This is a genomic window from Vibrio sp. SBT000027 (assembly GCF_963894355.1).
Taxonomy (GTDB): domain Bacteria; phylum Pseudomonadota; class Gammaproteobacteria; order Enterobacterales; family Vibrionaceae; genus Vibrio; species Vibrio splendidus.
In genome coordinates, this window is the sequence record NZ_CAWQGD010000001.1 from 186,140 (window position 1) to 208,408 (window position 22,269).

General features: G+C 45.5%; 21 protein-coding genes. 7 read left to right on the forward strand and 14 right to left on the reverse strand.

Going from position 1 to position 22,269, the window contains the following annotated elements; all coding sequences use genetic code 11:
* Positions 1-283 precede the first annotated feature (283 nt).
* Complete coding sequence (locus tag AACU28_RS00850) at positions 284-1,213, forward strand: carbamate kinase (RefSeq protein ID WP_012601290.1); 930 nt, start codon at positions 284-286, stop codon at positions 1,211-1,213.
* A gap of 235 nt (positions 1,214-1,448) precedes the next feature.
* On the opposite strand, the gene maiA is transcribed toward AACU28_RS00850, so the two are convergent.
* From maiA to hppD, 4 genes are read right to left on the reverse strand one after another with little or no spacing between them, the layout of a single operon-like run.
* Positions 1,449-2,153, reverse strand: coding sequence for a maleylacetoacetate isomerase (maiA, locus tag AACU28_RS00855; protein ID WP_121602123.1), 705 nt, complete (start codon positions 2,151-2,153; stop codon positions 1,449-1,451).
* Between the two features lie 21 nt (positions 2,154-2,174).
* Positions 2,175-3,212, reverse strand: coding sequence for a fumarylacetoacetate hydrolase family protein (locus AACU28_RS00860; protein ID WP_121602124.1), 1,038 nt, complete (start codon positions 3,210-3,212; stop codon positions 2,175-2,177).
* A gap of 9 nt (positions 3,213-3,221) precedes the next feature.
* Positions 3,222-4,382: a homogentisate 1,2-dioxygenase gene (locus tag AACU28_RS00865; protein ID WP_076667470.1), complete on the reverse strand. Its 1,161-nt coding sequence runs from the start codon at positions 4,380-4,382 to the stop codon at positions 3,222-3,224.
* Positions 4,375-5,448: a 4-hydroxyphenylpyruvate dioxygenase gene (gene hppD, locus AACU28_RS00870; protein WP_054542003.1), complete on the reverse strand. Its 1,074-nt coding sequence runs from the start codon at positions 5,446-5,448 to the stop codon at positions 4,375-4,377. The genes AACU28_RS00865 and hppD overlap by 8 nt, the downstream gene beginning before the upstream one ends.
* An 83-nt stretch (positions 5,449-5,531) precedes the next feature.
* Here hppD and AACU28_RS00875 point away from each other — a divergent pair, with 83 nt between their 5' ends.
* Positions 5,532-5,714, forward strand: coding sequence for a hypothetical protein (locus AACU28_RS00875; protein WP_121602125.1), 183 nt, complete (start codon positions 5,532-5,534; stop codon positions 5,712-5,714).
* A 94-nt stretch (positions 5,715-5,808) separates the two neighbouring features.
* Here AACU28_RS00875 and AACU28_RS00880 read toward each other — a convergent pair whose 3' ends face one another.
* The 6 genes from AACU28_RS00880 to AACU28_RS00905 all read right to left on the reverse strand — a co-directional run bounded on the left by AACU28_RS00880 (position 5,809) and on the right by AACU28_RS00905 (position 11,249).
* The gene (locus AACU28_RS00880; protein WP_121602126.1) at positions 5,809-6,468 is read right to left on the reverse strand and encodes an HAD family hydrolase; all 660 of its coding nucleotides are present in this window, start codon (positions 6,466-6,468) and stop codon (positions 5,809-5,811) included.
* Position 6,469: 1 nt separating this feature from the next.
* Entirely contained in the window at positions 6,470-7,489 is a 1,020-nt protein-coding gene (locus AACU28_RS00885; protein ID WP_017094154.1) for an ABC transporter ATP-binding protein, read from the reverse strand.
* Positions 7,489-8,274: an ABC transporter permease gene (locus AACU28_RS00890; protein ID WP_121602127.1), complete on the reverse strand. Its 786-nt coding sequence runs from the start codon at positions 8,272-8,274 to the stop codon at positions 7,489-7,491. The genes AACU28_RS00885 and AACU28_RS00890 overlap by 1 nt, the downstream gene beginning before the upstream one ends.
* The gene (locus AACU28_RS00895) at positions 8,274-9,167 is read right to left on the reverse strand and encodes an ABC transporter permease (protein WP_004732590.1); all 894 of its coding nucleotides are present in this window, start codon (positions 9,165-9,167) and stop codon (positions 8,274-8,276) included. Before AACU28_RS00895 ends, AACU28_RS00890 begins: the two co-directional genes overlap by 1 nt.
* Positions 9,164-10,084 carry an alkaline phosphatase family protein gene (locus AACU28_RS00900; RefSeq protein WP_121602128.1) on the reverse strand — a complete coding sequence of 307 codons (921 nt, stop codon included), beginning with the start codon at positions 10,082-10,084 and terminating at the stop codon, positions 9,164-9,166. Before AACU28_RS00900 ends, AACU28_RS00895 begins: the two co-directional genes overlap by 4 nt.
* A gap of 61 nt (positions 10,085-10,145) precedes the next feature.
* Positions 10,146-11,249, reverse strand: coding sequence for an ABC transporter substrate-binding protein (locus tag AACU28_RS00905; RefSeq protein WP_121602129.1), 1,104 nt, complete (start codon positions 11,247-11,249; stop codon positions 10,146-10,148).
* Between the two features lie 211 nt (positions 11,250-11,460).
* On the opposite strand from AACU28_RS00905, the gene AACU28_RS00910 reads away from it, so the two are divergent.
* Positions 11,461-12,189 (forward strand): UTRA domain-containing protein, encoded by a 729-nt coding sequence (locus AACU28_RS00910; RefSeq protein ID WP_004732583.1) that lies wholly within the window; start codon positions 11,461-11,463, stop codon positions 12,187-12,189.
* A 130-nt stretch (positions 12,190-12,319) separates the two neighbouring features.
* Here the strand turns inward: AACU28_RS00910 and AACU28_RS00915 are convergent, their stop codons facing one another.
* Positions 12,320-14,749 carry a response regulator gene (locus AACU28_RS00915; protein WP_121602130.1) on the reverse strand — a complete coding sequence of 810 codons (2,430 nt, stop codon included), beginning with the start codon at positions 14,747-14,749 and terminating at the stop codon, positions 12,320-12,322.
* Positions 14,750-14,837: 88 nt separating this feature from the next.
* On the opposite strand from AACU28_RS00915, the gene AACU28_RS00920 reads away from it, so the two are divergent.
* Complete coding sequence (locus AACU28_RS00920; RefSeq protein WP_004732578.1) at positions 14,838-15,596, forward strand: substrate-binding periplasmic protein; 759 nt, start codon at positions 14,838-14,840, stop codon at positions 15,594-15,596.
* Positions 15,597-15,778: 182 nt separating this feature from the next.
* Here the strand turns inward: AACU28_RS00920 and AACU28_RS00925 are convergent, their stop codons facing one another.
* Both AACU28_RS00925 and AACU28_RS00930 read right to left on the reverse strand, forming a co-directional pair.
* Positions 15,779-16,264 (reverse strand): NADAR family protein, encoded by a 486-nt coding sequence (locus AACU28_RS00925; RefSeq protein ID WP_004732576.1) that lies wholly within the window; start codon positions 16,262-16,264, stop codon positions 15,779-15,781.
* A 265-nt stretch (positions 16,265-16,529) separates the two neighbouring features.
* The gene (locus AACU28_RS00930) at positions 16,530-16,724 is read right to left on the reverse strand and encodes a PA3496 family putative envelope integrity protein (RefSeq protein ID WP_004732575.1); all 195 of its coding nucleotides are present in this window, start codon (positions 16,722-16,724) and stop codon (positions 16,530-16,532) included.
* Between the two features lie 363 nt (positions 16,725-17,087).
* Here AACU28_RS00930 and AACU28_RS00935 point away from each other — a divergent pair, with 363 nt between their 5' ends.
* The 3 genes from AACU28_RS00935 to AACU28_RS00945 are packed head-to-tail and all read left to right on the forward strand — an operon-like array spanning position 17,088 to position 19,396.
* Positions 17,088-17,912 carry an ABC transporter ATP-binding protein gene (locus AACU28_RS00935; RefSeq protein WP_108175208.1) on the forward strand — a complete coding sequence of 275 codons (825 nt, stop codon included), beginning with the start codon at positions 17,088-17,090 and terminating at the stop codon, positions 17,910-17,912.
* 9 nt (positions 17,913-17,921) lie between these two features.
* Positions 17,922-18,854 (forward strand): ATP-binding cassette domain-containing protein, encoded by a 933-nt coding sequence (locus tag AACU28_RS00940; protein WP_121602131.1) that lies wholly within the window; start codon positions 17,922-17,924, stop codon positions 18,852-18,854.
* Positions 18,851-19,396 (forward strand): transcriptional regulator, encoded by a 546-nt coding sequence (locus AACU28_RS00945; RefSeq protein ID WP_102496281.1) that lies wholly within the window; start codon positions 18,851-18,853, stop codon positions 19,394-19,396. The genes AACU28_RS00940 and AACU28_RS00945 overlap by 4 nt, the downstream gene beginning before the upstream one ends.
* A gap of 445 nt (positions 19,397-19,841) precedes the next feature.
* Here AACU28_RS00945 and AACU28_RS00950 read toward each other — a convergent pair whose 3' ends face one another.
* Entirely contained in the window at positions 19,842-21,821 is a 1,980-nt protein-coding gene (locus tag AACU28_RS00950) for a replication initiator protein RctB domain-containing protein (protein WP_004732568.1), read from the reverse strand.
* Between the last annotated feature and the right edge of the window lie 448 nt (positions 21,822-22,269).

Below are 22,269 nucleotides of genomic sequence, written 5' to 3' on the forward strand. Positions count from 1 at the left end.
CATTTATACAAAAAAAGAGTCCACCTCTGGATTATATCCAAGCTTATGGATATTTAATCGAATTGCAATAACTCCCATTTCCACAGCTCCATTTCTAGTGAAATAATAATTTGATAGCTATCACATTTAGGACGGTTATTTTCCCATACTATCTCGGCATGTTAATTACTTAAGAGTAATTAAAAACCTAGTCATTGTTATTAATAAGCTTGAATTTAATTAGAAACAAGCGGTTAATCCCTACGTAAAATAAAATCATTATTAAATGATCGGAGACATTATCATGCGCATAGTATTAGCTTTAGGCGGTAACGCTCTTTTAGCAAGAGGCCAAGCATTAACGGCTGAGAACCAACGTGAAAATATAATCAAATCAGCGGCGAGTATTGCTGCAATCGCACGCGAGCATGAGATTGTTATCGTTCATGGTAATGGCCCACAAGTAGGCTTGTTGATGGAACAAAACGCGGCTTATAGCGAATATTCGCCAGAGACGACCCCATACCCAATGGATGTACTCGGCTCTCAAACCTGTGGCATGGTGGGCTACATGTTACAACAAGAGCTAAGAAACATTGACCCTGAATTAGACGTAGCGACGCTAGTCACGCAAACTGAAGTATGCAAAAAAGACCCTGCGTTTGCTAACCCGACTAAATTTGTTGGCCCTGTATATACAGAGCAACGAGCCAAAGAGTTAATGGCTCAAAGCACAATGCAATTTAAAGCTGATGGCGAGTACTACCGACGCGTTGTGCCTTCTCCTATGCCAAAAAGTATTGTTGAAATTCAGCAAATTGAAACTCTTCTAGATACAGAAAATCTTGTTATCGCTTGTGGCGGCGGCGGTGTTCCCGTGAGTATTGAACAGGGTAAGAGTACTGGCGTAGAGTGCGTCATTGACAAAGATCTTACGGCTGAATTACTGGCTGAAAAAATCCATGCTGACCTATTTATTATCTTAACCGATGGTTCAATTTTCCGTAACTATGGTAAAGAAGACCAAGCAGAAATGAAGCAAGCAACACCTGCTGGTTTAGCAGAATTTTCATTCCCTGCTGGTTCTATGGGCCCAAAAATTGATGCCGTTTGTAAGTTCGTTGAAGCTGGATTGGGTAATGCGGCGATTGGTTCATTATTTGATTTAGATAAAATAATTACCAATGAAGCTGGTACTCTGATTACAAAAGGCGAAGGTATTGTTTATTACTAAAGTTATCGAGAGATAACCATCACTAATATAAATCCATTAAACAGGCCTCTTATTTAATAATAATGAGGCTTATTTTATTCGGACCGTTTAATACTAGATGAGATAAATATTCATAAAATTGGAAATTAAACCTGAAAATAATGAATACATAATATCTTTAAATATACCAAATCGTAATTATAACGTGATTTAATCCAAATAACGTTTCCAGTTCATTGAAAAGAATTCAATACGTTCACATCGGTGCATTCGCATCCGCTTGGTTCTCTGGCATCGCCTCAATAAAAGCGGGCAACTGGTTACACGCTTCGACTATCGAGTTAATCAGCGGATAAGGTGACATATCAACGCCAAAGCGCAGCGCGTTATACACCTGCGGCACCAAGCAGATATCGACAATGCATGGTGAATCCGTGAGGCTATACATCGAGTCGCCATGTGCTTTTCTGTGCTTTGCCAACTTCTCTTCTAGAGCACAGAAACCTTGGCTCATCCAATAGTGAAGCCAATCCATTTTCACCTCTTGTTCGCAAGATAATTCTCTCTCCAAATATTGCAACACGCGCAGGTTATTAAGAGGATGAATTTCCATCGCAATATCCTGAGCCATCGCCAGTGCTTGATAGCGCAGTGGTGTTTGCTCAGGAATCAGCGAGGTGTCTGGGCTGCTCTCACAAAAATAGTGCTCATCAAGATATTGAAGAATAGCCAGTGACTGATTGAGTTGAACGTCACCATCCACCAGCACAGGCACTAGTTCACTGGCATTGAGATCGCGATATTGTGGGTCATGCTGCTCGCCGCCATTACGTACCAAATGCACCGATTTAGATTCATAGTTAAGTTGCTTTAGGTTCAACCCAATACGCACTCGATAGGCTGCGGACGAGCGCCAGTAACCGTAAAGTATAATGTTCTTGTTCACGACGCACTCGCTCATACAGAAATCCTATTACGTGGATTATATCGCTCGATACTGGCTCACTTTTTGGTCTATCGCGCCAAAAATAGAATGACCTGCTGCATCAAACATCTCAAGCTTGATCGAGTCGCCAAACGACATGAATTGAGTCGACGGTTTACCATCACGAATCGTCTCTATCATGCGTACTTCAGCAATACATGAATATCCCACACCACCTTCAGAAATCGAGGTGCCATGGTCAGTGCCTTGTTTATTAGAAACCGTGCCTGAACCTATGATCGCGCCCGCCGATAATGGTCGAGTTTTAGCTGCATGCACAACCAACTCTGCAAAATTGAAAGTCATATCTATACCGGCATTCGGACAACCAAAAGGCTGGTCGTTGTAGGTCGATATCAGCGGTAAATGTACCTTGCTGCCTTTCCACTGTTCGCCAAGCTCGTCAGGTGTGACTGCGACCGGGGAGAACGCCGAAGAAGGCTTAGACTGGAAGAAACCAAAGCCTTTCGCTAGCTCTGCCGGAATCAAGCCGCGCAGCGACACATCGTTCACCAACATCAGTAATCGAATCGACTCGTGCGCCTGTTTAGCACTTGCGCCCATAGGGACGTCACCGGTCACAATCGCGACTTCTCCTTCGAAATCGATACCCCACTCATCGCTGGCAAATTCGATGTTGTCACGAGGGCCGATAAACGCGTCAGAGCCGCCTTGATACATTAATGGATCGACCCAGAAGCTTTCTGGCATTTCAGCACCACGAGCCTTACGCACCAACTCAACGTGGTTGACATATGCACTGCCATCGGCCCATTGATATGCGCGTGGCAGAGGTGATTCACAGTACTGAGATGCAAAGACTTCACTGCCAGTCACATGCCCGTTGTTTAACGAGGTGTATAACTCTTCTAACTGAGAAGCCACGCTGTCCCAGTTATCCAAAGCCACCTGCATGGTGGGTGCAAGGTGCATCACATGGAAGATTTCAGTGGCAGCCACACATTGTTTGAGATCTTTGCTCACGACCATCAATAGACCATCGCGAGTGCCATTTTTCTTGGTTGCTAATTTCATCCTTGTCCCTTATTTCTTATCGTCAGCCATTTCTTTCAAACCAGAGTCTTGCCAACTGTAGACATATTCTTTGTTCTCAACGCTATCGAGTTCATCAGAGAACTGCAGCGCATGGCGAGTATCAATCATCACCGCCACTTCATCGGTAAACTTCTTCTTGTGTGCCTGACCCGCCTTGAAGGCTTTTGGGTGGGGCCCATGCGTGAAGCCCGCTGGGTGGAAAGTCACCATGCCCGCTTCAATATTGTCGCGACTGAAGAAGTCACCAGCGTGATAGAACAACACTTCGTCGTAGTCATCATTGTTGTGGTAGAACGGCACTTTCAATGCACCGGGATCGCTCTCAATCGGGCGTGGTACAAAGGTGCACACTACAAAGCCTGCGCCAACAAACGTAGTGTGCGCAGAAGGTGGCAAGTGGTAGCGATGTGACATCAGCGGTCTAATATCGCGCCAATTCACTTTCACCACCGCTAAGTCGCCATGCCAACCAATCGCATCCAATGGATTGAACGGATAGGTGATCACGCTGACTTTGTCGTGGCGCTTCACCTGAACCTGAGTCTGGTTTTCTGAATACTGAGCGCGGAATTGATCATTGATAGAAGGGATGTCGAGCACAGCAGGATCAAACACCGCGTGATTGCCAACCATGCCTTTCTCTGGCAAGGAGTAAGCCGCGTCTGTGTTCTCAATCATCAAGATAAACATCGGCTCGCTTGGCTCTAAACGCCAGTTGGTCGAGCGCGGGATCATCACGTAATCCCCTTCACTCACCGCTAGATGACCATAGTCACAATAGAGATCGGCGCTGCCTTGATGAATGAACAGCAGCTCATCACCGTCGGAATTACGCACCAAGAAATCCATCTTCTCATCCATGCGCCACACACGAATTTTGCAGTCCGCATTGTGCAAAAGATGAGGCACAGCCCAAGGCGTTATCTGGCTAGCTTTCTCCACCAGCGTAAAATCAAAAGCGCGAGGACGTAAATCGCCCTCCCACTCCGACCAACCTGTTGGGGCGTGTTGGTGATGAAAGTGAGCAGCAGGGCCGAAGAATCCACTTCGGCCGGCTTCTCGCTCATAGATTGCCTCTTCGGGGAAGTCGGCGTGCGCTTGTTTAGAACACACACCCTCCCGATGAGGAAACGAGATCCATTTATGCATCGTCTAATACTCCTCGACGAATCTGGTCCTCTTCAATCGATTCAAACAGCGCCTTGAAGTTACCTTCACCAAAGCCTTCGTTGCCTTTGCGCTGAATGATTTCAAAGAACACAGGCCCAATTACCGTCTGTGTGAAAATTTGCAGCAAGATGCCATCTTTGGTCGGTGCGCCATCAATCAGAACGCGTAGGTCTCGCAGCAGTTCGGTGTCTTCACCGTGGCCTTTTACACGATCGTCAACTTTCTCGTAGTAGGTATCTGGGGTTGGCATAAAGTCCATGCCGCGATCACGCAGAGTCTTCACGGTTTTGTAGATGTCATCGGTGGCGAGTGCGATGTGTTGGATACCTTCGCCGTTGTATTCGCGAATAAACTCTTCGATTTGTGATTTGTCGTCGGAAGACTCATTGATAGGGATTCGGATTTTGCCACACGGTGAGGTCATGGCGCGGCTCACAAGGCCTGTCAGCTTGCCTTCGATGTCGAAGTAGCGAATCTCGCGGAAGTTACCAAGACGCTCATAGAACCCAGACCATACATCCATATTGCCTTGCTTCACGTTGTGCGTGAGGTGGTCGATTTCATACAAACCAACATTGGCTTCGGCCATGCGCTGTTCCGCATCGTCATAGAACCGGAAGTCGACGTCGTAGATGCTCTGCTTGCCATAACGATCCACAAAATAGAGCAGGCTTTCACCGATGCCGTAAATGGCAGGAATGCTCAGTTCCATCGGCCCTATTTCTGTTTTGTACTCTTCACCGCCGCCCTTAAACGCTTGCTCCATTGCCGCCGTTGCTTCGTTGACACGAAACGCCATGCCACATACCGATGGCCCATGCACTTTAGCGAACGCTTCCGCTTGGCTGTGAGGCTGTTCATTGACGATAAAGTTGATGTCACCTTGTCGATACAGCCAAGCCTCTTTTGAACGGTGCTTGGCGATCTCAGCAAAACCAAGTGACACAAACAGCGCTTTAAGTTGCTCAATTCCCTTGTGGTCAACGGCCGTGTATTCAACAAACTCGAATCCATCCGTGCCAAGCGGGTTGTATGTATCCACCATGAACTTTCTCCTTGTACCTATTGGTTTTGTGTTGTGTGTTTTTTGTCCTTAATTAAATTTGGCCCACAAGCCGAGATAATGGAATGGGTGGAGGAAAATGGACAATTTCGATGAAACCCTGTCAATTTGTAAAATATTTGTTACACACAAACCATCAAGACAAGAAAGTGAGTGCTATCAAGGGATTGAAAGATGGTGGTTTGATTTACAGCAGAGTAATAGATGTTATTGAATTGTTACATGTGTCCTTTTGTCAGCTAAGGTAATAAATCGAACATTAGACTGATGATGCAAAAAAGCCGCTGTAGTCAGCGGCTTGATGAGTTCTAGAGCGAACCTAATTCGAAGGTAAGATTCTGTTTAATCCCAGTCGAGGATCGACCAATTCGGTTGATCAGCCAGTGCTTTCAAACGCGGGCATGGGTTTACCAAATAGGCAAAATCAGCGTGATCACACAAAGGTAAGTCGTTGATTGAATCCGTATAAAAGTGAATGTCTGAGTAGTTAGTTTCTTGATTGTCTAACCACTCTTTTAAACGGGTGACTTTACCTTCACGGTAGCTTGGCACACCTGATATTTGAGAAGTAAAACGGCCTTGGTTTTCAATCAAGTCGATACCGAGTGCATTCTCAATGCCAATCTTACGACCGACCGCTTCTACTAGGAAAGTGACGCTGGCAGAGATGATCAACATGTCGATATCATCATTCTCAAGCTGCTCAATCAAAGGTTTCGACTGCTTGAACTGTCTAGGCAAAATATGCTGTTCAACACACTCTTCCACCAATGCGGTGACTTGCTCTTTTGGCATATCGGCCAAAGGCTGCATGGAAAACGTGAGGTAATCTTCCATGTTCAGTTTGCCTTCCGAATACAAGCCCATTAAGCGCTTATCTTCTTCAATAAAGTTGGGCGCTGTGGCAATGCCCTTTTCAACCAAGAACTCATTCCAAAGCATCGCTGCATCGGCATTGATCAGCGTTTCATCCATATCAAATACATACAAAGGTTTGAACATCTTAGGCTCTCACAGGTTGAATTTCGTTAAGGTTAAACAGGAGTTCAAGTTGGCTGCCGTTTGCCAACAGTCGTTCAGAGGAGCGGTTAAGTAGGTCGACCGTTAATTCACACTCATCAACGTCCACTTGGTAGCGAATCACGTTACCCAAAAGCTGATGGTTACGAATGGTGCCCGTTTTTGGCGCAGATATATGCTCGCCGTACTGTCGACCTTGCTCCTTAACATAGATAGATTCAGGTCGAATCGCCACTTTCCATTCGGTTTCAATATTGAACAACTGCTTAGCCTTGTTTGCTTGCACCAGATTGTAGTGCCCCATGAACCCAGCAACGAACTCATTGGCAGGTTGAGTGTAGATCTCTTCGGGTGTACCCGCTTGGACGATCTCGCCTTTATTCATTAAGAAGATACGGTCAGACATGATCATCGCTTCCTCTTGGTCGTGAGTCACGAAGATCGTGGTCAGGTTCATCTCTTTTTGGATGTCTCGGATCTGTTGGCGCAGATGTTTACGGATCTTCGCATCCAGCGCTGAAAGCGGCTCATCGAGTAATAATATACGAGGCTTAACCACCAAGGCTCTTGCCAAAGCCACACGCTGACGCTGACCGCCTGATAGCTGATGCGGGTAGAACTTTTCTTTGCCCGTTAAGTCCACCAGCCCAATCACTTTCGCGACTTCACGTTTAATCTCGTCAGCAGCAAGCTTTTTCATCTTGAGGCCAAACGCAATGTTGCCCTCAACCGTCATATTCGGGAACAGGGCATAAGATTGAAACACCATGCCGATGCCACGCTGCTGCGGCACTTGGTGAGTAATCTCTTCGCCATTAACCCAGATTTCGCCACCATCAACAGGATTCAGGCCTGCCAAGCTGCGCAGTAGAGTCGATTTACCGCAACCACTTGGGCCAAGCAGAGTAATGAATTCACCCTTCTCGATTGAGAATTCAATGTCTTCAAACACCGTGTTGTCACCAAAGCGCTTGGTGAGTTTTTTCGCATTTACATAACTCATTATTTGGTTCCCTGGCTGAAACGACTTGCCAACCAAGTCAGTAAGAAAATAAACAGGAAGTACGTCATCACAAGGGCTGACGTGAAGTGGCCACTGGTTTGACGCATATTGTATAGGTAGATTTGCAGTGTCTCGTAGCGTGTGCCAACCAAGATGTTGGCAAACACGAACTCGCCCAATAGGAACGAAAACGATAAGAACAGCGACGCCATTAAGCCTTTCTTAAGGTTTGGCAGAATAATCAACAAGAACGCCTTGGTGGTGCTTGCACCGAGCAGGTGAGCAGCGTCCATCAAGTCGTGCAGGTTGATCGCTCCAAAGCTGTTGGCAATCGCGCGGTACATGAATGGCAGCGCGATGGTGAAATAAGTACCAATCAAGATCCACGGTGTGCCAATCAGTGATATTTCGCTATCGGCATACAACTGAAGCAAGCCAACCGACGACACCACAGGTGGCACAGCAAATGGCAATAAGATCAGGATATTCATCACCTTGTCGAGCTTCGGAAAATAGTAAAACACCACGAAAATCGCAGGCAGAACCAACACCACACTCAATGACAGCGCCGCCACACAGATAAATAGCGAACGACCAAAGGCTTGTAAGAAGCGAGGATCGGTCAGCAGGTTGATATACCAATCTAACGTGAAGCCATCCGGCAGGATCGTCGCGCCCCATCGAGAAGAGATCGAGTAGATAAAGGTCGCTAAGATCGGGATCATCATGATGCCGACAATCGAATAGACAACCGTTTTATGAAAGCGAGTATTTACGGTATTCATTACTTTCTCTTCCCTGCGTAGCTTTTGCTGATCAGCCATTGGTTAATCACGGTGATGAAGGCCAGCATCGCCATCAGAATCACAGAAATTGCGGCGGCTAGGTTTGGTTCTAAGAACAAGTCGCCCGATACCAAGCTCGCGATTCGAATCGTAATCACGTTGTAGTTGCCCGAGGTCAAGGCATACACGCTCGCATAGGCGCCAATCGCATTGGCAATCAAGATGATGAAGGTGCCGAACAAAGCCGGAGATAACACAGGCAGCGCTATTTTGGTCCAGTATTGCCAAGTTTTCGCGCCAAGCAGTGCCGAAGCTGCTTGCCAGTCGTCACTCAGAGCATCAAACGCTGGATAGAGCAACAACACCGCCAATGGGATCTGGAAGTAGATGTAAATCGCCAGCAAGCCCCACTTACCGTAAAGGTCGAAATCACCCAGCAATCCATACTGCTTGAGCAATAAGGTAATCGCACCATTGGTGCCCAAGATGATGATGAAGGCGAACGACAGAGGCACACCAGAGAAGTTGCTGCTCATATTGGTAAACGCGATCACCGCATCGCGGATTTTAGAATCAACACGGCGCAATGAAGAGACCAACAGAGTCGCAATCGCCAAGCCAACAATGCTCGACCAAATCGACAACCATAAACTGTTGCCAAAAGCCTGCATCATGAAAGCAGAATCGAATATTTCAGAATAGTTTTCGAGAGAGAGCTCATCGTCATAGAAGAAGCTGTTGATCAGCACCCAAACCATAGGTGCCAGTTGGAACAGGTAGAAGAACAGCGCGAAAGGCGCAAGCCACAAAGCGGGCTTGAAGCGTTGAAACAAAGATTTGGTTTTGGGTTTAAGCGCAGAGCCATCGCTCTGCGTGATTACAGAACTGCTCATAGGGCCAACAATTCCTGAGTGTAAGATTTATCGTGTTCAAGGTTGAGTAACTGACAGACGCTGCCGCAGATATCAGTCTGTTTCACTGAACATTCTTGGTGTGTAAACTTATCGCCAATCACAAAGAAAGGCACTTCACGCTCTTCAGGCAGAATGCCACCATGAGACAAGTCATTGTTCATGCCGTGGTCACTGGTGATGATCACCTGATAACCATCGTCTACCCATTTCTCAAGATAGTTTGATAGGTAGATATCCGCGCCACGTGCACTATTGCGGTACTGGCGAGAATCCAACCCATGCTTATGTCCCATATCGTCAATGTTCATTGGGTGAATCAGTAAAAAATCAGGCTGATGAGTCACGCGCAGGTGCTCGGCATCCAAGAACAAGGCTTCATCTGGGTAGTGATCCCAGTGGTAGAAACAGCCATGTTGAATGTTCATGGTCTCATCGTTGGTAAAGCGGTCACGCACAGCATCAAATGGCGCTCGGTTATATAACTCGCTCACCCAATGGTAAGCCGCAGCTGCCGTCACTTTGTTCTGCGACTTCGCCAAGCTAAATACCGACTCGTGATTCGACAAACGCACGATTTGGTTGTTGACGATGCCACTCTCGACAGGGCGAACCCCAGTTAAAATGCACTCATACAGTGGACGTGACATAGACGGCAGCTCGCACTGCACAGGGTAAAGCGTGGCGCGCAGCTTATTTTTTTGCGTGCTCTGCGAAGTGCTCTGTTTATTACGCAAATCGCCTTGGTTATTGTACGAATCGCCCTGTTTTGTCTGCAAATCGTCCTGTTTCTCATACATATCACTTTGCTCTAGAAGACCGTTCAGGTAGCCCATGCAATCACGGGCTACCTGATAGTTCAGTCCATCTAGAACAACAAGGATAACCTTATTGCTCATGGTCTATTCTCTATTGCTTGTTTCTATAAGCCACCTATTGAAGGTGGTGTGTTAAGCGGGGTTATTGCTGGTGAATCAATACGCTTTCTTGCCATTGACGTGGCAGGCGACGTGCTGATTTTTCCCATGCTGAGAAGTCAGTCACTGGGTGAACATTGCTGTATTGCTCGTTCGAGATCAGCTTGTCTTGCACTGATTGAGGCAGCGTAACGTTGCTACGGATTGGACGTGCGTAACCTTCTGCTAGGTTGATTTGGCCTTGGTCGCTGAAGATGTATTCACGAGCCAACTTCGCCGCGTTCGGGTTTTGTGCGTATTTGTTAATGATGGTGGTGTAACCAGAAATCACTGAGCCATCTTGTGGAATGCTGACGGTAAAGCGCTCACGGTCGATCTTGTCGCGGTAGTTCAGTGCGTTGAAATCCCACATGATTGCCACTTCCACTTCGCCTTTTTCAAGGTTAGCGATGCTTGGGTCGGTGTAAGACAGGCGGCCTTGCTTCGCTAGCTCACCAAAGAATTTAATCGCCGGTTTTAGGTTTGACTCGTCACCACCATTAGCAAATGCAGCCGCTAGAATTGCGTTGTTTGCTTGTGCTGCTACACCGACATCACCGACTGTGACTTTGTAGTCACCTTCTAGTAGGTCACTCCAAGATTTTGGTGCATCTTCAACAAGGTTATTGTTTGAAATGAACGAGATAGTACCTGTGTAAGCCAGAGCCCAGTGACCATCTTTGTCTTTTGCCCAGTCTGGAATGTCATTCCAAGTGGTTGGTTTGTATGGCTGAGTGACGTTTTTCTTCACTGCCACACGTGCGAATGCGAAACCCACATCACCAATATCAGCGGTTGCGTTTTTCTTCTCTGCTTCAAATTTCGAGATCTCCTGAGCCGAGCTCATATCGGTATCCTGATGCTTCAAACCGTAGTTTGCTTTCAGATCAGTCCATGTGCCTTTCCAGTTTGCCCAACTGTCTGGCATACCCACACTGTAAACTGCACCCTCTTTTTGAGCGGCTTCAATCAGTGACTCAAGATCAGTATCCTTCGCCATCGCTGGCATTGAAAGTGTTGCCGTTATTAGCGTTGCGCCTATCAATTTTGCAGGTGAACCGATTAATTTAGCTGGCGATACAGTTGAACGGCTAAGCAAAGTTTTCATTGTCTCTATCCTTCTGGACTAGGTCAGTAAGTTCGTTTTGTATGCTATAGCCGGAATGTGACGGTTTGCCGCAAGTTATTTGACAGTTCGAGTGCATTTACGTGGCAGTTATATTTCACTCATATGACAATAAGCCATTGTTTACTGTCACATTCCTGTTAACTCCATGGTTTACCTTATTAAGCACACGAACTTATGGACTAGATCAGTAATGAGAACATTGGGCACCGGGCAGTCAGGGACACAGTTAGGAAGAATTAAGGCGAGTATTCGAGAGCAGCTTCAATCAGGTATCTTCATTGAAGGGCAAAAACTGCCATCAGAAAGAAACCTTAGCGAGCTGTTTTCCACCACACGAATCACGCTCAAAGATGCATTGGTGTCATTAGAAACCGAAGGTCTGATATACAGAGAAGAGCGTCGAGGCTGGTATGTGTCACCCGAACGAATTCGCTACAACCCATTGTCTCGTTCTCACTTTCATCAAATGATTCGCGAACAACATCGTATTGCAGAAACAAGGCTGCTGAGCACCCGCACAGAGATGGCCGCGGGCGATTACGCCAAAGCATTAGAGATAGAACAGATAACGCCGATACACGTGATTGAGCGACTACGCTTTATTGATGGCCGAGCGGTGCTGTTTGTTGAAAACGTCTTAAAAGCGCCGTTGTTTGAGAAGGTGTTGTCAGAAAACCTCACCATGTCGCTGACAGGCATCTACCGAGAAAAGTATGGCTACGAGACCCAACGATCGCGCTTTGATGTGATACCCACCTCTGCCCCTGCGCATGTCGCCAAGGCGCTGAATTTGGCAGAGGGGCAGCCTGTTCTTAAGATCTGCCGAGTGAACTACAAACAGGACGGTGAACTAATGGATTGCGAGTTGGAATACTGGCGACCCGATTCTGTAGTGATTCATATTGATAGTATTGGTTAGCGTCACGTAACCATTTGCCTAGGCCTAGGTTTAAGCTTTGGCTTAGGAAGAAAAAGCGAGCACATACAAAAACTCCGACTGATTCAGTCGGAGTTTTTATTTTCAACGGTTACGTTTAATGAGGCACTAACTAAACAATCTTTTGCTCATCTTCTTCTTTGGTCGAATCGGTTTCCTTAGATAAAAAACTGGCTACGATCTCTCTCAGTTTCCCTTGGTTAACAGGCTTAGGTAAAAACTCATCCATACCTACATCGAAGCACAAATGCTTGTCTCGCTGTACGACGTTGGCCGTCAGCGCAACGATTGGGATGTGCTTTGAAGACCCTTCTTCGAGCGCTCGGATCTGTTTAGTCGCTTCGAAACCGTCGAGAACCGGCATCTGGCAATCCATAAAAATCATCTCGTATTCGTTGGCCTGGAATTTCTCGACACCAATTTCCCCGTTATCGGCAATATCAACCTCAAACCCAAGCTTCTTGAGCATCATCTTGGCAACTTGCTGGTTTACTCGCGAGTCTTCAACGACCAAGACTTTGCCACTAAACGAAGCGGCCACTGGTTTTGGCTCTTCTTTGATTGGAGCTTGTTTGTCTGTTTGTGTGGTTGCGACAGAAGCCTTTGGTGTAGCTTCAACAGAACCCGTTGGTTTAGTTAATGGTACAGGTTCATTGTCTTTGAACGCGACCTCACCTCTGTTTGGATAGGTAAAATTTGAGGTATCCGCTGCTCTCGCGAGGACTTCACTCAACGTCCATTTAAGTTGGTTATCTTGATAAGGACGAGCTATGTAGGCAACAAAACCCACTTGTTTAGCGCGCGCTTCATCTTGCTTGCGTGGGTCGGCAGAGATCATCACCAGCTTAGGACACGCTTTGTCAAAACGCTCAATCAAACTTCTTGCTAACTGGAATCCATCAATAGACGGCATCACTTTATCAATCAGCACCAGATCATAAGGCGATGACTTCGCCACAGACTCCGAAACAAGCTCTAACGCTTGGGTGGCGGTTTCACAACACTCTGACTTAACGCCGAATGATTGAAGCTGTGTTGAGGTAATACGCATATTCAGCTGACTATCATCAACCAGAAGCACCGAGACTTTATTAAAATCGATATTGCTTTCGTCAACGTCCAGGCTCGGGTCAAAGTCAGCGGTAAAGTAGAATGTACTCCCCTTGCCTACGACACTGGTTAGCTCAAGCTTGCTGCCCATCAAGGTCACGATCTTATCGCATATCGTCAGACCAAGCCCGGTGCCTCCGTAAATACGGGTGGTGCTGCCGTCGGCTTGTTGAAACTTATCGAACACCGATTGTTGCTTGTCTTCAGCAATACCAATACCGCTGTCAGTCACCTCAAATTTCACTCTGAGCTTTTGTTCTGGTTCTATGACTTCTTCCAAGCGAAGTGAGAGTGTGACATGACCATGCTCGGTAAATTTGATGGCGTTACCGACCAAGTTATTCAGTACTTGTCTTAGCTGAGTGCCATCGCCAATCACCATGGTTGGGATCTTAGGATCAATCGCCAGTTGGAATCTGAGCCCTTTCTGTTCAGCTTTAACTCTAAACGTCGATTCAACATCGGCAGCAATACCCATCATCTTCATTGGTTCTTGTTGCAGTTCTAGACGACCCGCTTCTATCTTCGAGTAATCAAGAATGTCATTGATTAAGTCGAGTAGAGTAAGCGAAGAGGTATTGAGCATATCGACATACTCTTTTTGCTCTGTCGGCATATCCATTTCAGAGAGTAGAGACGACAGTCCGATAATCCCATTCATCGGGGTGCGGATCTCGTGGCTCATGTTGGCAAGAAATTCACTTTTGTTGCGGTTGGCAACCTCAGCGACATCTTTGGCTTTTTCCAGTTCTTGGTATTGTTGACGAATACGTTCAACCGACTGGTTATAGCTACTCTCTAGTGTCGAGATCTCGTCTCTGTAAGTAGAATCGGTTGGCGTTATGAAGCGTGGTTTGTTGTCTTCGACCTGTTGCTGGTTGATCTGGGAAGACATAGTCATTAAGCGTTTCACCACGAGACGATAGACGATCGTTAAACAAACCAGAGACAATAAGAAGATTTTGACGGCTTCGAAGGCGAGCAATAGTAGAACTCGTTCTTCAAAGTCGTTGAGGATCATGCTCAAATCAGATTGCACCGTGAGCGTCGCTAATGGGAAATCTGTCCCCCCCATCTGGTGCACCATTTCCCAAGACTGGGAATAAGACTGACCTGAGGTCTTTTGACCTAATTCTAGAATTTTTTCATCTGGACTTTCGATAAGAAGGTAACTAACCGAGGGTAGGCGGGAGATACCTTCGGCTTGCACAAACAGTTGCTCTCGATCTTCAACCCACAAACTGGACGTTAAACCCGAAAGATAGCCAGCCTTAACCTGTTCGATCTGAGAACTGATAAAAGAAACTCGACTTTGGTACTCCACATACAACCCTAGACCTGTCACTATAACTGTGAATAGGGTGCTGATTGCTATGATAGTCCCGATCAACTGTCGGGAGAGTCCAATATAGCGTTTTCCTTTTGTCACCATACACAAATTACCATTATTGTTATCCTAGCAAACTACAATTACTCAACTAGTATAATAGTAGTCATTCATCAAATAACTAGGGAAGGTTATGAAAAAACATCTTATATTTGCATCCATAGTCAGTTTGTTTTCAAGCAGTTATGCTTTTGCAAGCGAACCTGTTCACTACTACATTATTGCGAGCCAAGCGCAACCTTTTCAGATCGAAACTGACGGGTCATCTCACAGAGGAATGGTTTCGGATATTGTTGAGGCCGTATTTGATGACAGCCAATACGAGATCGATTACCACACCTACCCTTTCAACCGCATGATTGACAAGCTCGACGCGAGAGAGAATCCAAACTGGGTAACCTACGGCAGTCCTAGTTGGGGAAATATCCAATCTGTAAACCTGTCTAAAGATCCGATTTACAATGTAAAACACGTGTTACTCAGTAGCGGTAAGGAACCATTTGAGTTCAATACTATCGACGATTTAGACGGAAAAGCGGTGGTCTTGCTGGTGGGGTTCGAATATCCAAACCTAGAGCCTTACATCAAACAAGGTAAGCTCAACGAGATTCGAGTTAAAGATTACAGCGCGGCTTTTCGTGTATTAAACCGAACGCCTGGTGATACCGTTTTTGTTGAGATGGAATCGAGAATCAAATACAACCTAAACGAGCAAAAGTTAAGTATTGATGATTACCAGATGCAAGAGTTTGGTTCAGTGATCAATAACTACCCTATCCATTTGGCGTTTGACCCTGAGATGGATCCTAAGCTGCAAAGCTTCATCAACCAACGTCTCGACCAAATGAAAGACGATGGTCAGCTCGATGACATCGTGCAAGGGTACTTATAGATCCTTCGTTTATCTGTAATAGCGCCTAGTTGACGTTGTAGAGCACTTTTCTACTCTTAGTCACCTTAGCTCGACTTGCAACGAAAAGGCCGCTCTGCTTAGTCTAGCTTAAGACTAAATGGCAGAGCGGCCTTTAAAATTTAACGTTTAGGGAAACTATCTTTGAACTTGTACTCGATAGGTTAGTGCGAAGCAATCAAATGCAGTTGTTGATTACGAAGCTGTTGTCGCACCGCCATCAAAATTTCACCTAAACGGTTCTCACCAGTTCCATCACCACCATCGCCCCAAAAATGGTCTTTATGAGAATGCTCTTTGATCACCGAATCTCCGGTGTTAGTCAGAAACAGCGCAAACTGCGGGTTCTGTCTGAACTTCTCAGTCACAATGAACTGCATCACTTCAACACGAATGTCATACCAATCTTCTCGAACTTGGTCTTCATAATCACGACTTAAAGAGAACGCTTCAGCAGGGGTACTGGCTTCCAAAATAGTATTGCGTAACGCTTCAGAAGCAAATTTCATCGCTTGATAATAATGTTCGCTGGTTGCCCAAACTTGATCGTTAACCTTAATGGGACAAGCTGCAAAATTTGACAGGTATCCGTTTGGATCTTCAGGTTCATAAAACAGCACTTCTTTGGCTTTCGCCACAGAATTAGACATAGCCTTCTCCTTACCAACGACATCTCATATTTTTGCTTTAACTTTAAAATTAGTGGCGTTGCATATTACTGTCAAACAACTTAGTTCAAGAGTATGCCATGAGCATGTTTTTAGTCGGGAACAAGTAATCTAAAGGCAGGACAATGGATTTAAATGGTGGGAGACAAGGAACATGGTTTACTTATAAAAAACTCATAGCCCTTTTAAAAAGTTATATAAATCAAAGGGTGGCGGTGCGCCACCCTCTTAAATGCAATAGGGGTCCTTAGTGAATAAGACCTAGTTCCCTCGCTTCTTCCAGACTAAAACCGCTTTCTCTAATTTCTCTTAGAGCTTCAATACGACGACGAGCTTCAGCGGACTTCATTTTCTTTTCTGGCTTGAAAGATACTTCTTCTTCAGCATCCCACTTGTTTGCAATATTTGTCATTTCATCATGGTTGATAGAATTAATGGACATGTTTTCCTCCGAAAAGCACCATGTAATGGACAGGTAATCTGTAGCAAATGCTATTTCACTTGTTAAGACATTCTGTACTGAAATGTGATGATTCCGACGCTTCACAAAGCTAATTAATAAATGCCTCATTTAAACTTTGCCAAAGCCATTTTCTGCAATTACATTTACAAGATTCCCCATAAGAAATGTGGTTTGATCCACCTCTCATTTTCCCCGTTCTCATTTCTTGTTTCCCCACTGAAACTTCGTGAAATAACCCAAGATAAATTTCGAGGCACTTCATTCTTTTTGTGCTCATCGCTTTCACTAAATTCACTTCATGCTAATGATAATAGTTATCAATATCATAACTGAGTATTTATCATGTCTAGGGAAAATTCAGATAAACCACTTCTCGAAGTGAAGAATCTATGTGTCGATTACATCACCGATGACGGCGATTTTAATGCTGTAAAATCCGTAAGCTTTAGCATAGGCCAAGGCGAGATTTTTGGTTTGGCTGGCGAATCAGGGTGCGGAAAAAGTACCATCGCGTTTGCCATTAACCGTTTACACAAGCCGCCTGCTTTCCTCTCTGGAGGGAAGATACTGTTCAACGGGCAAGATCTGCTCGGTTTATCTGACGACCACTTGAACACCTTGCGTTGGAGCGAAATCGCCATGGTATTCCAAAGTGCGATGAACTCACTCAATCCCGTACTGACCATTGAAGAGCAGTTCGCTGATGTTTTACGTCACCACAAAGGAATGACCAACGAACAAGCTAAAGACCGCGCAGAGAAGCTCCTCGACCTTGTAAACATTCCTCGTAACCGCCTCACCGAATATCCGCATCAGTTCAGCGGAGGGATGCGTCAACGCTTAGTCATCGCCATCGCGCTCGCCCTCAATCCCAAATTGATCATCATGGACGAGCCGACAACGGCGCTTGATGTGGTTGTACAACGCGAAATTCTGCAGCAAATACACCAACTCAGAGAAGAGTTTGGGTTTTCGATATTGTTCATCACCCATGACCTGGCACTAATGAGCCAGCTATGTGACCGCATTGCCATCATGCGCCACGGCCAGATCGTTGAAATCAACCAAGCCTATGAGATTCGTAACAACCCTCAGCACTCCTACACCCAAAAGCTATGGAGTTCTTTCCCTAACATTCACGAACATGCGCACGCGACTACGTGCTAGGAGAGCTCCATGTCACAACCTATTTTTCAAGTGAAAAACCTCGTTAAAGAGTTCACCGTCGGCGGTGGATTTGGCAAAGAAGCGATCTTTAGAGCACTGCATGGGGTGAGTTTTGATTTGCATGCCGGTAAAACATTGGCGCTGGTTGGAGAATCAGGCTGCGGGAAAAGCACCTGCGCCCGATTGATGACCAAGGTTTACCCACCGACAGAGGGAGAGATACTGTTCAATGGCAGAGACATCTCTACCCTAAAAAGCCGCAAAGATATCTTGGATTACCGCAGCCGTGTACAAATGATATTTCAAGACCCATTTGGCTCACTTAATCCAACTCACACCATTGAGCACCACTTAACTCGCCCGCTTAAAATCCATAAGCAAGTTGCCACGAAACAGGCTCTCACAGAGCGTCTCAAAGAGTTATTAACGCTGGTGGAGTTACCCATTGAAACTCTCGCCAAATACCCTCATGAGCTCAGTGGTGGCCAAAGACAGCGGGTTAATCTAGCAAGAGCGCTCGCAGTCGGTGCAGAGGTTATCCTTGCCGATGAACCTACCTCGATGTTGGATGTTTCAATACGACTTGGCGTGTTAAACCTGATGCAAAAAATGAAGAAAGAGTTGGGGATTGGCTTTTTGTACATAACCCATGATCTCGCCACGGCACACTACATCGCAGAAGAGACGGCGGTAATGTACAAAGGGCAGATCGTCGAATGGGGATCAACACAGTCGATCTTAACCAATCCACAACATCCGTACACTAAACTGTTGATCTCTGCCGTTCCCGATCCCGATCTGCCATTTGGCGAACTCGTCAAAAATGAGCCAAACTATTCAATAAACGCAGATCGAATTCGAGAGCAGAGCTGTGAAATACAGCATGAAATCAAGCAAGTTTCTGATAATCACTTTGTAAAACAGTGGGATAACGTTGTATGAATGAACTAGACACTTGGTTAGAGCGGATCGGAGATTGGTACAAAGACCGAAAGCATGATCAAGTGGACCGGTTAGAACCTTTGATCTTAACGCCTCCAGACACGCTCTGGGGGCCATTGATCACGGATGAGCAGAGCAAAGGCATCGCATGTTGGCTAGACGGATGCCTGAGAATCTTTACGTTTTATCGACATAAAGACGTAACGCTGACGACATCGACAAAGTTTGCAGCACCAAGCGTATCATCGCTCTCAAACGAGGCTGGTGGTTCGCACAATCAAGAAAAGGCCTATCAATACCTGATGTTTGCCTATAGCAAGCTGCAGGCCGTGTCATGCAACCCAAAATCAGAGCCTGACTTGCAAGAGTGGTGCACACAGCGGCTCCAGCATTTATGTGTACTGGCTTTGGAATTTACTAACCAACAACAAGAACCGCGCTGGAAAGAAGAGTCAGAAAAATTGATCGAATCGCATGTGCGTTTTATGGCAAGCCAACACCAGAACGATGATCAAGGTGCAGCTCTACGTCAACGCCACTGATCCACTCCACGATTTAACCCTGAACGATCAAACACCAAAGCAGAGTCCCTTCACAAATAGGATCCGTGAAAAGCATGATCTAGCCTTGATCATGCTTCAGGGTCAGCAGTTACGATTTACATATAAGTTATTGAATTTTATTAATTATACGAATTTCAGGCAAAAAAAAGCGAGTCCCTTAGGAACTCGCAAAAATCTATTCAGTATGATGTAACAAAATATGAGCCAATCTATTAATCATAAGAAAGGACAAAGGTTGTCTATTCGGGATAAATAATAATCAACTGGATGCGTTACATTGTCAGAACTTTGTCAGCGTTAGGTGCGGTTTTAATCAGCACCTAATGTATTCAAACTATCCATTCATCGACCGTAAATACGGGCTTCTTGCTACTGGGGATTTCTACTGCAAAAATCAGCTCGAAAGATCAAAACGCCCTCGTGATTAATGGCCAATCGCCATTTCATCGAGCGCCAGAAACACATTTTCGTCTAAATGGCCTTCGTGAACTTGTTTACACACTTTACGACGCACAGCCAAACCAGAAATCAAACGTTCAATGGACAGGTGTCGATTGCTGGTGCTGTCACGGTCGTTGTACAGCTCAATTAAGCGACTCAGTGTTTCGTATGGGATAACATCCTCCCCTACTCTCAACCAATCAAGCTTCTCAATGAGCTCTGAGCACTCTTCTTTGATTGAGGCATGTGAGTGCCCGGTCATAGCAGATAAAGCCGTTATGCTGCGTTCTAGAGCCTCTGTGGAGGTATATTTAGAGAGAGTAATCATGATCTCATCAGCGTTGATCTCAACAGAGTGTTTACGCTGCTTCACTCGACGTCCCAATTTGCCTCTTGGCGACGGAGCTTTACGCTGAATGGGCTCAAACTCACCATCGATAATCTCAGACAGCTCTTCCAGCTTCTGCTTAGACACCATCTCGTTACGCAGCGGGTTCGGTAACGTTGGGGCCATATTACGCTTACCGGCGTTGGTGGTACGCGCTCTTGAATAACGCAACACCTCTTCGACATTACATTTGATATCAACCTGATAATCGGTGGTTTTGCCTTTTTCGATCAACGCCGTGATCGTCAAGTGATAACCCCAAAGATTCACCAGGAAAGTATCTTCTTGATCCCCTACTTCGCCCAATTTTCTGAGTTCGCGGATCAAATCCATCGAGAAGCGACGCCAATCGATATTACGAGCCAACTTCTGGTTCAGCTCGCTCAGTAACATACAATCTGAGTGGCGACGTGCCATACGGCTTCTAAAGTACGAATACATTTGGAAGACCAAGGTATGTTGTTTCAGGATTTCTGGCGGAAATAGGAAGAAATAATCACGCGTCAGGAGCTCTTCGTAGAACGAAGGTTCCCAGACAAGGATATACAGGTTCGGTTTAATGCGAATTTCGCCATCAGAGCCCTCTGTAGGCGCTTCTTCCGATGCCGTAATGGTTCTAGCTAAGAATCGGAAACGATCACTCTTGAAGCCTTCTGGCATGTTCTCGCTAAGCCAACGGCCCGTGAGCTCGTGCAGTTGGAAATCCGTAAATTCGATACGATCAATACTGTCACGGATCGAATCGCGTGCAGGACCGCTGTCTTTCTTGCCACGCAAAGACAAAATATCAGTGATGTAGAGTGGTGTTTTGTTCGGGGTGTGTTTCGCGTCGAGATGATAATCATCTTGGTGGTGATCATGATATTGAACAGTAAGCGTGAATAACGCGAACAGCGTCATCAGATCGTCAACCGTCATGATGTTTTTAGAAGATCGTGTCTCGATCACCGCTCGAGTGCCAGAGATCGAAACCATAGATTTCTGGTAGCTCTTACGTGTTCTAGGTGGCGCCAACGCTTGATCAATAATCCCCGCCCAATTGGTTGGAGAAACAATGAATTGATCCGCTTCGTCTTTCATCGTCGGTGGTGTATTCAGTCCGTGTTCATTCAGTAAGCGCTTGTTTACTTTGGTTTGAGCTAGTGCTTTAGAACGCTTCTGCTTTTCATTTTGCTTGACGCTTTCTGTCACTAAACTGGTGGCACCCAGAACCGATATTAATTGGTTTGGGTTCACAAAGCGATGCAACATGGTTTTACCCGCAAGGCCTTCTTCAAAACGAACTGGGATTTGTTTGAACAGACCAATACTTACAGCGGCTCTCAGCCTTTGTTGCAAGGCGGCGCGAGTCACTTGACCATCAGTTGATTCAATAATCTCGGTGGTGGAGACGTATCCATCTTTGCTGCTAAACCCACGTAGTGAAATTAGGTTAAGAAGCTCAACGATGCTTTTGGTGACCCCTTTGAAGTGTTGATATTGTTCTATCCATTCAACGGCTGTTTCAGATACCTCAAATAAATGACCATCTTTGTGGCTTCGTGCCTTAATTAACAATTTCTCTTCTGGTTTCATTTTTGATCCGTATCACACTAACCGTAATTTCACTATAGTTCCTGAATGATAAAGAAAGAATGATCATAAATAAAGAGAATTTATTGGCTTTTAAATAACTGATCTTTTTGATTAATATGATCTTAAATGATTAAGTGATCTAATGATCTGGCTATGAGTTTGCTTTTAAGTGTATGAATTGTAAGTGTTAAAAAAAATCCAATTGGAAAGCATGATCATAAAGAACTCGAAACGATGATCATTAAATTAAAGAAAGCATGATCACAGAACTTCAGAACGATGATCATTAAGTCATTGTAAGCATGATCATTATCGGTTCGAAAGCATGATCATTATGCTTATACAGCTTATCCACAGTCCGTAATTGATCAAGTTGTATTAAGCGGCTCCTAAGTCACCTATGTGGATATTTTTGACAGCCAATTCATCGGAACAATGATCAAGTAAT